This window comes from Paenibacillus sp. cl6col (genome assembly GCF_900102125.1).
Classification (GTDB): Bacteria; Bacillota; Bacilli; order Paenibacillales; family Paenibacillaceae; genus Paenibacillus_B; species Paenibacillus_B suaedae.
In genome coordinates this window covers 27,732-41,878 of the sequence record NZ_FNAZ01000010.1, presented here as the reverse complement: position 1 = coordinate 41,878, position 14,147 = coordinate 27,732, and the positions used below count along the sequence as shown (strand labels likewise).

Sequence of the window (14,147 nt, the reverse complement as noted above, 5' to 3'; positions counted from 1 at the left end):
CCGCAATCGCTACGGGCCGTTCTCGTTTTTCCATTGGGTGTTTCACAACTATCGCGGTGTCTGACTTACAATCAAAAACTTGAGCACTATTCTGTGAGGATATCCATTTATTAATCATAAAATCCTAAAATCTTTCATACTTTCTCCAAGAATATAGTGTGAAAACCACATCAAATTCTGCTTCATAATAGCCACATTAATTCCTGGCTGGTCAGAACTATATGCCATTCCTTTAAATATAATGAATTCTGTATCAACTCCCATATCCCTTAATCCTTGATATAGCTCATATGCATTTGAAATTGGAATTCTTGCATCCTTTTCGCCATGTTGGATTAAGGTGGGCGTACAGGCTGATTTAATATACGTCATTGGTGATGTTTTCGTATATATCTCTGGATCATTCCATGGATTATTTCCTAAATGCATCTTAATAAAGTAAGGTATATCTGTATTTACATAATGAGTACTCCAATTCGTTATTCCACCCCCAACTGAAATAGCTTTAAATCTACTACTATATGTAGAACAGAAAGCTGATATATATCCCCCGTTGCTCCATCCCATAACTCCTACTCTATCTTTATCTACAATCCCTTTGTCTACTAGTTTATCCACTCCAGATATAACATCATCGTAATCGGCAATTCCCAGTTTTCTATAGTTTGCTTGTAAAAATTCATTACCATAACCCGAACTTCCCCTGTAGTTTGGTTCTAAAACGATAAAGCCTTTTTCGATAAACTGTTCAATCGGATATTTCTCATTAAAACAGTCAGAAAATATAGGAAATGATGCCCAAGCCGGTCCACCATGGATTACCACTAATAAGGGATATTTTTTATTTGCGTCAATTTCTACTGGGGTTGATAAAACACCCTCTATTTCAAGACCATCACTACTCTTCCATGAGATTATTTCCCTGTTACTTTTAAGCTTTCCTTTGAAAAAGCTATTTTCATTCGTTATTTTTTTATCGTCTAAATAGATTTCAAAAGTTTCATTTGTTATAGCCTTATTATAGGATATATGATTGCCATCCCTTGTTATAGAAGCGTCCATTATAAAGCCATCTACTTTTTCGCTTGCCATTTCCACAGTGCCATTCTCAGATAACAACCCAATAAGATAATTCGTTTTATTCTGCCATCTAATTAATATTCCTTTAGCTGTCCACCGTAATGGAATAACCGTACTATCAAAATCTGTTAAAGGTTGAATTAGCTCTCCATTATTAATATCATATATCTCGAGTGTACTGTCTTGTATATGGGTCTTATAGTAATCCTTCTCCCTTATGCTTGCCGAGTAGCATATTTTGCTGCCATCAGGAGAAAAACAGACGCTCCCTCCCAACAGCTTATCTATATTCATCTTTTGTAGTTCTCGAGCTTTAATATCTAGTATGTATAGATCTCCATTCATATAATCTCCCAGATTTGAGCTTGGTGTAACCATAAATACAGCCTTTTTTCCATCATTTGAAATATCAAATTCATGGATATGAAAATCCTTACCATCAGTTAGTTGATAAACAACGCTATTTTCGTTTTCTATTTCTATGTAATATAAACAATTATTCTGGTATTCCTTACCTATGTGATGAAAATCTCCATATAGTTGCTTACGTTTCTTTATCGCCTCTGATTCTTTTGACTGTGCAACATAATAAAAACCCTTGCCAGTAGGCTCCCATTAGAATTTACTGACCCCTTCTTTTTCATCAGTAATTTGAACCCCACTATAACCATCTATTGACTTAACAAAGATCTGATTTTTTTTATTATCCTCGTCACCAACTGGGCTGAGGTATGCCATATCTCTAGAATCTGGAGACCATAATGGGTATGTACTATCTATATCCCTAGTTGTTAATGGATAACTCTGCCCCTTATCTTTTTCATATATCCATACATGATTCCTATATTTATTGTCTTTCCAGTTAGCTGTCTTCTTGACAAATGCTACGTTTTTTCCATTATCACTTATGTTTGTACCTGATAAGGTTGGTAATGAAATAATCTCTTCTATACTTAGATATGTTTTTTCATACATTTGATTAGTAAACCCCCTCGTAACAATTCTTATCTTGGGAACATTGTCCAACGGAGGTTTATTCAACTTTTCAACTCGTAACTAGCAAAATGAGCAGGCTTCGGCAGCCTGCTCAAAAATATTAGCCTTTGAATGGAGCTGTAGGTTTTACTACCCCAAGTACAGCTTTGTAGTCCGAAGGTATATAAGTCACAGCTTTTAACTCCGTGATGACTTGCATGTACATTTTGTCAGGATCAGGCTGCACGACTCTATATTGAATAGTGGCCACGCCTTTCGAGAATTGGATGCCCGTGATCTCGAGTCCATATCCAGAGTGAGGAGCTAGAGCGGATAACGTAACTCGTGTGACAGAATCCGTTTCTTTTTCCGAAGTGATTTTTACTTGGTTGAGATCGGAAGTATCAGGTGTTTCCGGTTTTGTGTTTTTAATGAATGTTAACGTTTTGCGGATCATATCGGCAGCTTCTGCTCGGGTGATATAGCTCTTAGGATAGAAGCGTTGCTTGCTATCCAGGGATACGATCTTGGCAATGAGCAGCTTCTGAATACTGTCCATGTATCCGTCTGTCACCTGGTCGGCATCCGAAACGCTTTGGAAAATTTCGATCCATGCATAATTTCGTTTATGGCTTACTTGCCCAAATAGCCATTTGGCGAATTGCTCCCGTGTGACTTTAGCAGAAGGATTAATGTCTTTCGGAATGCCTAGCCCGTTATAGTGAGCGATGATGAAGTCTTCCGCGTATGAAGAGTTATTTTTAACCTTCGTATAATAGTCGGTTGCCTCCGGGTTCTTGATAAATTTAATATTGTCGATGGTTAAATCCAAGCCTTTTACGATCATTGTTACTGCTGTTGCCGCGTTCAAGCTTTCTTTCCCTTCTTCTTTTCTCTGATTGTTCTCTTTATGAGCAAAAGCGGAACCGCTAATGCCCATGCTGAAGACGGCGATTAACATGAGTAGAATCAATGGCTTTTTCATTACATTTCTCATCTTGTTTCCCTCCGCATATCTTTATTATTCTCCTAGACGTGAATGTGCTGAAATATGTTACATAGATGGAAAAATAATAAACCTCTTAATCGATTCCCTTAATTGTACGGACATTTCGGCTTGTCCCTCCATGGAATCAGTGACTTTACTCATCGCCACATTCATTTCTCCTAGGCTTTCCTTCATTTCACTGGTGTAACCTGCAGCCCTAGAAGAACTCTCGGAAACGCCTTCAATGACTTCCTCAATATCCGCTACGGCAGAACCCATCAGTTCCGTAGAAGTATGTACTTCCTCAGAAAGCGACAGGATGGCTTGTGCATCTCGCTGGTATTGTTGACCAGTCTTGATAAGCAGTTCATAATCCGCTTTTGCCTCATTGTTCATATAGTCCAATATGTCCTGAGAACTCTTCCCCAGTTTTAGGAATGCATTCTTTACTTGTACGACCATTTCATCAATATGAGAAATAGCTTCAGTTGATTCACCGGCTAATTTTTTTACTCTTTCGGCTACAACCTGAAATCCTTTCCCTTGTTGACCGGCTCTCGCTGCCTCAATGGAAGCATTTAAGGCTAATATGTTGGTCTGTGAAGAAATTTCCTTGATGCTTGCAGAAATCACATGAATCTCATCCACGATGCGTCCAGCCTCTATGGCTTTCCGAAGATTCTGCTGCTTCTCTTCATACGTTCGAATAGCCTTCTCAAGGGAATGAACGGCCTCGACTTCCATTTGCGTCGCTCTTGTCTTTATGGCGCTAGAGGTTTCTAAGGAAGCCTTTACCTTATGTGATAATTCATCATTGGATCTAGTTATTTTAAGAAGGGACAACTTAGCGCGTTGTGTATCGTTCAACAAATTTGTCGCGTCCTGTGCAAGAATATGTGACTTCGATTGAATCCTTGCTATACTCGCTGTTGAATTGCGCGTTGCGTCCAACATTGCTGAACTAGATTTTTGGATGTTATTCGATGCGTTATCAATTTCCACCACCAATCTCTTGATACTTGTTGAGCCTGTATTTAAAGATTTGCATAACTTGCTTATATCATCATTCCCCTTGAAGCATAGTTCAGAAGACAAATCGCCTGCTCCAAGCTTATCTGTAAATCTCGCAACCTATTGAACTCTCCTTAGGACTAGCCGATCATACATGAAAACAACAATGAGTACCGATATCAGTGTGCTAAAAACAGAAGATACATATAAACCAATATTGCCCTCCATAAACTCGTTTTGGATTCCTGCCTTGGCGATAACTTCCTTACTGGTATCCAAGATGAAATTCACGAACTCACCAATATTCGTACCGAGAATTTGCACGAGCACGATGGGGAAAATCAGCTTGAATTTAATGGACTCAACTGTCCATTTCTTTAGGGTGTCAATAATTGTCATAAGTGTCTCCTCAATAAGTAATCTAGATATTAGAAATGATGGCAACCCTCTGTAGAACAGTTTTATTCGGCCGTGTTTGGGAATCTTACTTTTTTTAGGGTCATAAATCCTAGTGCCTAATTGTCATATGACACTTTGAAGTGTCTTGATATTTGGGGTGACAAAATGAAACTTGTTGATATGACAAGCCTTTTGCCATACTCGGATCAGCCGGTGTTATGAGGCAAAACCATTTTGAGGAGAGACCATTTATGAACAAAAAGACTCGCACCATCGCGGTTCTGCTATTATCCGCTATGGCAACGACCGCAATTATCCCACCTAGCAGCCAGGCAGCTGCAGCAACAATGTCCACAACTAATGCACCTGTAAATGCTAGCTTGGAGGGGCCCCGCGATGCCAAGGAAGTAGAAGCATTTGCAAATAGTGTTTTTAAAGACATGATGAAGAAGCATAACATAGTCGGTACTAATTTCTCGCTCGTAGCCGATGGGAAAGTGTTAGTAAGCACAGGTTACGGTTATGCCGACAAAGAAAAGAAGATTCCCGTTGATAAAGACACCGTTTTCCAGATCGGCTCTGTTACTAAGCAATTCACGGCCTTGGCTGCTATGCAGATGGTCGATAAGGGGAAAATCGATTTGCGAGGCGACATTCAAAAGTACTTAGGAGGATTGAAGATTCCGAACAAAACAGGAAAAAAGCTGACCATGTATGATCTGCTTACCTATTCAACCGGATTTGAAAATGACGATATCGCTTCGTATTATTCAACGGAATATGTTAATAAAGAATATCCAATAAAGGATTTTCTCAAAACACATATGACAACGGTTGTGAGGCCTCCGGGAGAAGCTTACGTTTATGACAATTTTGGGTTTTTGCTAGCAGGGTATGCGGTAGAGAACGTCTCGGGGATGCCCTATTCGAAGTATATGGAGAAAAACATTTTCAATCCGTTAGGCATGACCTCCACGAGTGTGCGGATTACGCCTGATCTACTAGGCAGAATGGCTGCTCACTATGGACCGAAGGGTGAGCTGATCGCTATGGAGGGAACTATGCCTACAGAAAAACCTGAAGGTGGTATCATCTCAACAGCAGATGACATGGCGAAGTATCTCATCATGCATCTGAACAAAGGAAAGTATGATGGCAAAGAGATTCTGAGCCAAAAAAGCATAGAGCAAATGCACACATACCAGTATTTTGCTGATAAAACGATTCCTATTACAACAATCGGCTTCGAAGGCTACATGCGTGAGAAGATGAATGGTCAGCATGTGATTCTAAAAGGAGGGAATGTTACAGGGCATTCATCCCTGATTGTTATTTTGCCTGAGAAAAATGTAGCCTTTTATATGACCAACAATGACGACAACGCCCAGTTTAGCATTGATGTGTATGAAGCATTTATGAACCACTATTATCCAAAGAAGTCGGATGTTTCAAAGCCAACCTATTCGGCAATCAGTGAGCAGCAAGCCAAAGCGTATGTCGGATTATATGAAAACATTCGTATGAATAGTTTTAGATATAAGGTTTCTTATTCGAACGGGCACTTAGTTTCGGAAACACCTTCAGGCAAGCATACGCTGCAAATGATCCACCCTTTATTGTTCGAGGATGAATCAGGTAATAAAGTGACGTTTAACAAAAACGCAGCTGGCAAAATTGCATATATGTATCTTACGACTCTACCAGAGGCAGCTTCAATGGCAGAAAAACTTAACGTTGATTCACCATTCTCTGATGTACCCGCGAACAGTAAGTATAAACCATATATTAACAATATCAAGGCTTTAAACGTCATGAACGGGAAGTCTTCCCATATCTTTGATCCAAAAGGAACGATGACTCAAGCTGAATTCTCACAAGTGCTGCTTCGCGCCCAGGGATGGGATAAACAGCCTTACATGATTGAACCCAATAAGAAGCAAATGGTAGCCGGACTGCCTAATTTTCAGCCTAATTCTCCGATCACTAGACAAATGGCGGCGGTAATGATCCAAAACCTGAAACAGGTAGAGCCTAAAACGAAGGTTAAACTGAGTGGCACAACGGATGCTTGGGCAGTTGAAGCCATCAAAGCGCTTGTATCCCAAGGGATCATGGACCCGGATACCAAGGTTAAATCTGATGGCTCCGTGAACTTCCGTTCAAAGGAACTTTTAAAACGTCAGGAAGCTAGTGCCTTATTGGATCTAGCATTTAATTATGCTTTACCCATCCGTCACTAATGAATTCGATTCATGAACTCTAGCCAAATTGAAGGCCTATATAGTAAGAAACAAGCGGCTGCCTATGCCGCCGCTTGTTTTTAGCTATTGCCGTGTCCAGCGGCATTCTACAGCGAGCGATAAGGTTATTCCAGCAGCCCGGCCTCTAGTGCTTTTTGCACCGCTTCCTCCCGGTTGCGAACTCCCAACTTCATATAGGCCGATGATGCATAGTTTCTAACCGTACCATCGGATAAATACAATTTGGAAGCAATTGTTTTATATCGTAGACCTTTCGATACGAACTGCAATATTTCAATCTCCCGTGAGGTTAAATCATAGGCAGCTCCCATCTGGGTTGGCGACGTATCGTCTCTAGTCTTATCCGCCTCCAGCTGTGCGAACAATTTGTTTGACATCTCTTGATCGATCAAGGTACCTCCGCGATAAACCGTGCGTATCGTCTCAGCAAGTTCTGCCGGCTTGATGGATTTTAATAAATATCCGTCAGCTCCGCTTTGCAATGCCTCCAGGGCTTGTCTAGTATCTTCGAACGTAGTAAGAATCAGAATACGTATCTGAGGCCACATTTGCTTAATGGTACGAGATGCGGTGATCCCATCCATGTTTGGCATGTCCAAATCCAAAAGAACCAATTGAGGTTGAACCTGCTTGCAAAGCTCAATGGCTTGTTCGCCATCCTCAGCTGTCCCTACAACTTGCAAATCCTGCTGCTCCTCCAAAAGAGTCCGCAAGCTTTCACGAATAAAGGGTTGATCATCGACGACTAACAGGCGGATGACTTCATCTTTAAGCTCCATTTGCCGCGGCAAGGTGCAGGTAACGAGGGTGCCTTCACCCGATTGGGTATAGACAGCAACATGACCTTGTAAATTCAACGCTCGCTCTTTCATGGCGTTTAAGCCGAAGCCATCTTGCACTTGTTCCATTCCATGACCATTATCTTGAATTTCCAGCCTCGTCTGCTGAGGCTCGAACTTCATTGTTACGGTAATCTCCTTCGCACGTCCATGACGCACTGCATTTGTGAGCGATTCCTGCAAGCAGCGATACAGCGCTGTCTTCGCTTGCTTCGTTACTGGATATTCCTCACCAAAGGTCTGAAAACGAACCGCTACCTTCGCATGCTCCTGAAACTCCTCGGCCAGTTTCCGCAAATACTGAATCAGCGGGAGCGCCTCCTGGGGAGATTCAATCTGATGCAGATATCCTCTTACTTCCTCCATATTTTGACGGGCTAGGTTCAACATGGAATCTAGCCGTTCCATTCCTGTCTTGGTCACTAGCTCAGGCCGGAAGGTTTCCAACCCCATAATAAGGGAAGTGTAAGCATGTCCAACGGTATCATGGAGCTCTTTGGAGAGCCGGCTTCGTTCCTCAGCCAAAGTGATACGCTCGACTTGCGATAAGTACTGTTCCAACACCCCATTTTGCTCCCGGATAATCTCGCTTTGACGATGACTAACCATCAATAAATGGAAGGAAAAACCGAACACATACGCTATTCCAATATGAGTGATCATGAGCCAGAAATCACTCTGCTCTTCAAGCAATTTAATAATGGCGGGTACGAGTATAACAGATATAGGCCCCGACCAGAGATAGGCTCTTTGACCGCTGTTAGCGGCAATTAAAAATGCATACAACAAGAACGAGAGATAAGCTTCCGGAAAGAAGGAAGCTAAATACAAGCACAATCCGCCCGAGATCACGATCTCTGTAACCAAGTAGTATGTATAATTGAGCTGTAAGCACAGCCAAGGAACAGAAAAAGAGACAATCTGCCAAATCACAAGACCCCATAGCGGCAACGTGAAATAAGCTGCTCGCTCAACGATTGTGAAAAAAAGAAAACTACCGCAAATCAACCGGATCATGAGCATGAACCAGTCATACCAGAACCACCGCTTCACCATATCGAACATTATGAATCAACCCCTCAGAGCTTTCAGTATAACATTACGTAACTATTTTAGAGTACACCACCACCCTACGATACTTTTTAGGCAAAATCGAGGCATGCCTTCTAACGGTTCACGCTATTCATCATAAGACGGGTGTAGTGACCTAGCATTCGTGTCAAGCAGCCTGCAAGCCTACTGCTCGCCATCATGTATGCAACGCCTACGGCCGATACCAGCACAGATTTTGCAAAATTGTCTATTGGAACATCCATAAAGGAAATGTTGATAAACGGAAACAAATACGGAATGACAATCATCGCGAGTGGAAGTACATAAAGAAAGGCCGTAAGGATGAGGCTTACAATCCCTATCGGAAACTTTAGCATCAACCAGAAGATAGCGATCCAATTGCGCCGGTTCAGCATCTCCCTCCTTGCGTGGAGCCAGATGGAGGTATCAGTGTTTATGTGTTTAACACACAGTGCTGTGGTAACGTCCGTATAGATCTTGGTCTGTATGCGTTCAAATTGTAGAAAGGTGGACGTCGTTTGCAGAACATGAGTAATCAGAGGAATGCCTACAACGGTAAACGAAAGACTGAATCCTAGCGTAAGCGCAACAAGATAAAAGAAAAAGTAAAATACCCCAGTAACGAAGGTGAATAACAGGAAATAGCCATTTTGAATAAAACTGACGACGTTTCTTGTCATCAAAGAGCCCACATCCTTTGCAAGTAGTCATGATAGTCTACGGCTCTCGATGTCATATCCGCCAGTAACATCATGTCATATGACACATAGCGAAAGCATTCTGCTTCTCTACTGTGTTCCGTTAGCGCAATACCTGCAATTCCGTTCGAGCAAATGCCCATAAAAAAAGAAAAAGGACGCCCACAACCTTGCGGGCGCTCTCCATTGATTCCGGCGTTCTGACAAAGTATGTTCTACATAAACACCTCGTTCGGCAACTCGAATTGCTATACGCTTATAGCCTCCTCTCCTCAGCTTCATGGCTACGCCATGCTCCTCGCCTATGGATACCTTATTTGCTCTACGGCTTCAAGTATTTATCCAAAAACTTGATCATTGTACTGAAGAAATCGATCAAGTTCTCTTCGTTAGTGAAGCCATGTCCTTCATTATCCTTGACCATATACTCCACTTGCGCGCCCCGTTTTTTGAGTGCTTCGACAAATTGGTCGGAATCTGCTTTTTTCACCCGCGGATCATTCGCCCCTTGAGCCACGAATAATGGCGTTACGATCTTATCGACGTGGAACACCGGCGAAACTTGCTTCAGCATTTCTTTGTCCTTTTCGACATTTCCGACACGTTCGTTATAGAGATTTCTCATGTTCTCCCAATACGGTGGAACCGTTCCCAAGAGCGAGAACATATTCGTTATACCTACATGATCAACAGCAGCAGCATACAATTCCGGCGTTTTCGTAATGCCCGTCAAGGCTGAGAATCCGCCAAACGATATGCCATAAATTCCAACTCGTTTCGGATCAGCAATCCCTTGCTGAATCGCCCACTGCACACCGTCAGTAATATCATCTTGAATTTTCAATCCCCATTGTTTATTTCCTGCATCCATAAAGGACTTCCCATACCCCATGGATGAACGGAAATTCATTTGAAGTACGGCATACCCGCGGTTTGCGAGCAATTGTACATCCGGGCTGAAGCCCCACATATCACGTATCCAAGGCCCACCATGCGGATTAACGATCATTGGCAGGTTTTGAGGCTTTTTATTTTTCGGTAATGTTAAGTAACCGTGAATCGTTAATCCGTCTCTGCTCTTGTAAGAGATCGGATACATATCAGCCATCTGATCTGGCATAAGCCACGGACTCATATTACCTAAGAATGTTAACTCACCGGATACGTTATCATACAAATAATACATCCCGTAAGTCTTGTCATTCGAAACACTAACGATCAGCCTCGTCATATCCTCGTTATAATCGTTTAGCCCGATTTCACTTTCACTGACGCCAAGCTTCTGCTGCAGCTTTCGGTGCAACGCCTCGAATTTATCATCGAAAAACTTCAAATGCGTTTTATCTGTCACATAGATAGCCGCCAGCATTTTATCTTGTTTTTTGTCGTAAAATGCTCCAGTCACGTTAACTTCCGGATGCTGATACAGAACCTCTTCCTTACCCTTTACATTCAGCTTGACGAGCGCCGTCTTGTCCCGACCGTTATTAGAGATCGCATAAATCGATTTACCGTCTGCCGAGAAACCAAGCGGATTTATCGTATCTCCAAAATGTAACGTAGCCAGCGGTTTGAACGCTTCTTCCTCCGTATCGCGGTACAACAATGTACTTACGACTCCGTCGCTTTCAGAAGCGAGTCGAATCTTGCCTTGGCGATCAGCTACCCATGCCGTAATGTTCCCTGGGTTTTTGGCGATCAGCTTCGTTTCCCCTGTCTTTACATTCAATTTATATACATCGAAGATGGCAGCATCTTCTTTATTCATCGAGATCAGAATTTCGTCCCCCACACCCGGTAAATCGCTCACGAGTTGAACACTGACCTTGTCGTAAGGCGTCAAGTCTACTTCCTTATTACCATTAAAAGTGGACGAATATACATGGAAATTCTCGTCTCCGCCCTTATCTTTGCGATATAGAATGTTATCGCCTTTCCAGAAGAAGTCGGCGACATCGCGATCTTTCGAGCTTGTCACACGAATAGGCTTGCTTTTCTCTCCGATTTTTTCTACAAACACATTGGAACGGTTCTCCCAAGTACCCGCATAAGAAAGATACTTGCCATCTGGAGAAAGCTCATACCCAAAGCTGCTCGGATTCCGCATGAAGTCTTCCACGGAAATTTGTGACACACCTCTGTCGTCCATCGTTGATAGCATTTTATTTCTGTAATTTTTAAGCACAACAGCCGCTTGAGCTACAGTCACTGACTGATCTTCGTGTAAGCTTCCATCTGCATTCCCTTGAATGAGCCCAAGTGCCTTGGCGCTTGTTGCATATTCTGCCAAGCTCGTTTCTCCCTGTTCCTTGCCGAGTGCTCGCACCATCATGCGTGCCATCTCGCCGCGTTTGATCGGAGCGTCAACGGAAGTGAATTCTCCTTCCTTCAACCACCCTTTCTCGGAAGCAACCTTCATCGGATCGATGCCATGTTGATAGGTAAGCGATACTACCGCATAGCGGATAAAATCTTTAACAGAAATCTCTTGATTTTGTTGTACCCCTTTGTCAACAATCCCCTTCGTTACGAGTGTCTGTACTCCATCTTGATACCAAGGTGCTGCTTGTTTCGCTCCATCCTGTGCCATGACTGACATGGGAACGGATACGGCCATAATAGCCGCAATCGCTGTGGAGACTAGTCTTTTTTTTCTTGCATTCATGATTTAAGTTTCCCCTCTCTGCTGGAAGCGTTACATTAGGGGATGAATGTTAATTACTCTTTTTGAGAAATATCCCCTTTTACTCAAAAGCCAATGACAAGAACATATATCGTTTGCCGAAGAACTTTGAATCTAGTTTTTGGCTCATATTGAAGGTTATAATGTTATAATCTTGATGAACTATATTCTTACTCTCATTCACGTGATGATGATTATGGTGAGCCTGGTACATGATGACACTTAATTTTTGAACGTAATTTCACCCACCTGCGTGAAAATGTTGAGCGTTGCACTTTCGGATTGAGCCTTACCAACATATCCATGGAGTTCTTCGGCTACAATCTTTGTGGTATTTGTTTCTTTTTCAAGAGCAACCTGATTATCGATAGTTCCTATTTTTGTTGATAGATTTACATATAGAGGTGCTGGTTGATCAGGCAGAGCGAATTCGACGCTACCAACGTCAGTAGATATGTTACTGCTTTCCATACCAATTACATCCGTTACAGTAACGTCGCCGGTACCGCTGCTCACATTTAAGTGTTGGACCGACAATTCTGACTCAACGGATATGTTGCCAACTTCATTATCTATCTCAAGAGATTTGAATTCTTTATAAGGAAGACGAATCGTTAAAGATGGCAATGGTTCCGTATTTATAATCTTTAGTTTATTTTTAAGTAGAATCTGTAATGTTCCATCTTGGATCGACGTAGTCACGTTGGTATCCATTCCTTGTGAATTGCCCTTGGATACTTCCAATTCTGCTTGATTGATTTGTTTGTCGCCTATGACAGTAATGATAGCAGCGTTACTCTGAATTTTTAGGGAATGAATGTTATTTACGTCTATTTGAGAAATATCCCCTTTTACTGTATTCGAGACATTTCTAATGTCCGATGTTTCTGAATTTACATTTGTGTTTGTCGATATTGAAGAGTTTTGTTGGGACGAACTTGGTGTACTAATGGCGGATGATTCTTTCGTACATCCGGCGAGTCCGATACTGGCAGCGGCCAGGAGAATCATAGCTAACTTCTTATTGTTGTTCAAAGTTTATCTTCCTTTCTTCCCATTGGATTAAAAATATCAAATATACTTTTTCTTCATATCAATATTGACATTCGAGACCACTTCCTACCTTTGAAAAACCTTGGTCAATCGAATCGTTCATACTATATGCTCCATACTCTTTTCTCCACACTCTCTCCCATAACAATATCCTACAGGACGTAATCTTCTTTTTTCTTACATTACTCTTACGAATTTCTTAAGCTGACTCTGTGAGCGATGATTGCCGCTGTTCAAAAACATATGTGTTCAAATAACTATCCACGAAGCTGATTTTAGCCTCTCTCAGACCACGAGCCAATTTTTGAAGATCGTTCAAACTATCCTGCCCATCAGCATAATAAAATGAGCAGACTGCGGTAGTCTGCTCAACAATGTAACGTATTCAACTATCGTGTCCCTTTAGCCTAAACAATCTACCTGGATCAAAGCTTTCGTTCATCTCAATTCATCAAGATTAAAGTCCATAATATCCCCATGCTTCGCGTAGTGTATCAATCCATTGACTTCTTTTTGAACTCTTTTCGTTCCATTTTCATACTTCCACCAATTATCTGGCCTAGTTGTTTGATCTAATACTGGATGAAAACTATATTCAAACCATGAAGGCGCATATCTTAAAAATGTTAAATGACATCTTCGCATGTGATAAAAGGCTGTGCAGATCAAAATTCGCTTCATATTATTCAGCCCGATATGATTATCCAATGCAGCTAAGGATTCAATCACATTCTCCTTCGTATTGGTTGAAATCGTCTCTATAATGATCGCATTCTCCGGGATACCTTTTTCTATCGCAAACGATCGCATGGATTCAGACTCGATAAATTCCCCATTATATCCTCCTGAGAAGAGCAATCTAGACGAACGTCCCTGGAAAAACAGCTCCACTGCAGCTGGCGTTCTATATTTATTGCTCGTTCTGCTAGACGGCACAACAATACAATCGCACTTAGCGTCATCATCTCGTATTCCCTGAAACAAAATCTGATGTGCGAGCTCCTTGGATACCTCTCCTTCTTCTAACTCAGATAGATACAACGTTGTCCCTCCTCTCTTAATCATATATATGCAAAGTGTCGCTCG

9 protein-coding genes and 1 pseudogene are annotated in these 14,147 nt (G+C 41.8%); 1 reads left to right on the top strand and 9 read right to left on the bottom strand.

All coding sequences use genetic code 11. The features are described 5' to 3' along the window. Positions 1–114: 114 nt before the first annotated feature. The 4 genes and pseudogenes from BLS15_RS22685 to BLS15_RS22670 form a co-directional block, all read right to left on the bottom strand. Positions 115–2,055: pseudogene (locus BLS15_RS22685) on the bottom strand (prolyl oligopeptidase family serine peptidase). Between the two features lie 121 nt (positions 2,056–2,176). Next, positions 2,177–3,052: an S-layer homology domain-containing protein gene (locus BLS15_RS22680; protein ID WP_028532463.1), complete on the bottom strand. Its 876-nt coding sequence runs from the start codon at positions 3,050–3,052 to the stop codon at positions 2,177–2,179. A 57-nt stretch (positions 3,053–3,109) separates the two neighbouring features. Beyond that, a complete protein-coding gene (locus BLS15_RS22675) occupies positions 3,110–4,138 on the bottom strand; it encodes a methyl-accepting chemotaxis protein (RefSeq protein ID WP_139170714.1) in 1,029 nt (342 codons plus the stop codon). Positions 4,139–4,174: 36 nt separating this feature from the next. Beyond that, positions 4,175–4,453 carry a hypothetical protein gene (locus BLS15_RS22670; RefSeq protein WP_090513836.1) on the bottom strand — a complete coding sequence of 93 codons (279 nt, stop codon included), beginning with the start codon at positions 4,451–4,453 and terminating at the stop codon, positions 4,175–4,177. Between the two features lie 251 nt (positions 4,454–4,704). On the opposite strand from BLS15_RS22670, the gene BLS15_RS22665 reads away from it, so the two are divergent. Further along, entirely contained in the window at positions 4,705–6,693 is a 1,989-nt protein-coding gene (locus BLS15_RS22665; RefSeq protein ID WP_090513832.1) for a serine hydrolase domain-containing protein, read from the top strand. Between the two features lie 125 nt (positions 6,694–6,818). Here BLS15_RS22665 and BLS15_RS22660 read toward each other — a convergent pair whose 3' ends face one another. The 5 genes from BLS15_RS22660 to BLS15_RS22640 all read right to left on the bottom strand — a co-directional run bounded on the left by BLS15_RS22660 (position 6,819) and on the right by BLS15_RS22640 (position 14,102). Next, positions 6,819–8,618, bottom strand: a complete 1,800-nt coding sequence (locus BLS15_RS22660; RefSeq protein ID WP_090513829.1) for a helix-turn-helix transcriptional regulator — start codon at positions 8,616–8,618, stop codon at positions 6,819–6,821. A gap of 101 nt (positions 8,619–8,719) precedes the next feature. Beyond that, on the bottom strand, positions 8,720–9,307 hold the full coding sequence (locus BLS15_RS22655) for a sensor domain-containing protein (RefSeq protein ID WP_021256030.1): 588 nt from the start codon (positions 9,305–9,307) through the stop codon (positions 8,720–8,722). A gap of 340 nt (positions 9,308–9,647) precedes the next feature. Then, a complete protein-coding gene (locus BLS15_RS22650) occupies positions 9,648–11,990 on the bottom strand; it encodes a S9 family peptidase (RefSeq protein WP_090513826.1) in 2,343 nt (780 codons plus the stop codon). A gap of 240 nt (positions 11,991–12,230) precedes the next feature. Continuing rightward, on the bottom strand, positions 12,231–13,043 hold the full coding sequence (locus tag BLS15_RS22645) for a DUF4097 family beta strand repeat-containing protein (protein WP_028532466.1): 813 nt from the start codon (positions 13,041–13,043) through the stop codon (positions 12,231–12,233). Positions 13,044–13,499: 456 nt separating this feature from the next. After that, complete coding sequence (locus BLS15_RS22640; RefSeq protein ID WP_028532467.1) at positions 13,500–14,102, bottom strand: YdcF family protein; 603 nt, start codon at positions 14,100–14,102, stop codon at positions 13,500–13,502. Positions 14,103–14,147 lie beyond the last annotated feature (45 nt).

Coding starts and splice junctions, on each gene's coding strand:
- BLS15_RS22680 (WP_028532463.1), bottom strand. CDS start 3,052: ATGAGAAATGTAATGAAAAAGCCATTGATTCTACTCATGTTAATCGCC.
- BLS15_RS22670 (WP_090513836.1), bottom strand. CDS start 4,453: ATGACAATTATTGACACCCTAAAGAAATGGACAGTTGAGTCCATTAAA.
- BLS15_RS22665 (WP_090513832.1), top strand. CDS start 4,705: ATGAACAAAAAGACTCGCACCATCGCGGTTCTGCTATTATCCGCTATG.
- BLS15_RS22660 (WP_090513829.1), bottom strand. CDS start 8,618: ATGTTCGATATGGTGAAGCGGTGGTTCTGGTATGACTGGTTCATGCTC.
- BLS15_RS22655 (WP_021256030.1), bottom strand. CDS start 9,307: ATGACAAGAAACGTCGTCAGTTTTATTCAAAATGGCTATTTCCTGTTA.
- BLS15_RS22650 (WP_090513826.1), bottom strand. CDS start 11,990: ATGAATGCAAGAAAAAAAAGACTAGTCTCCACAGCGATTGCGGCTATT.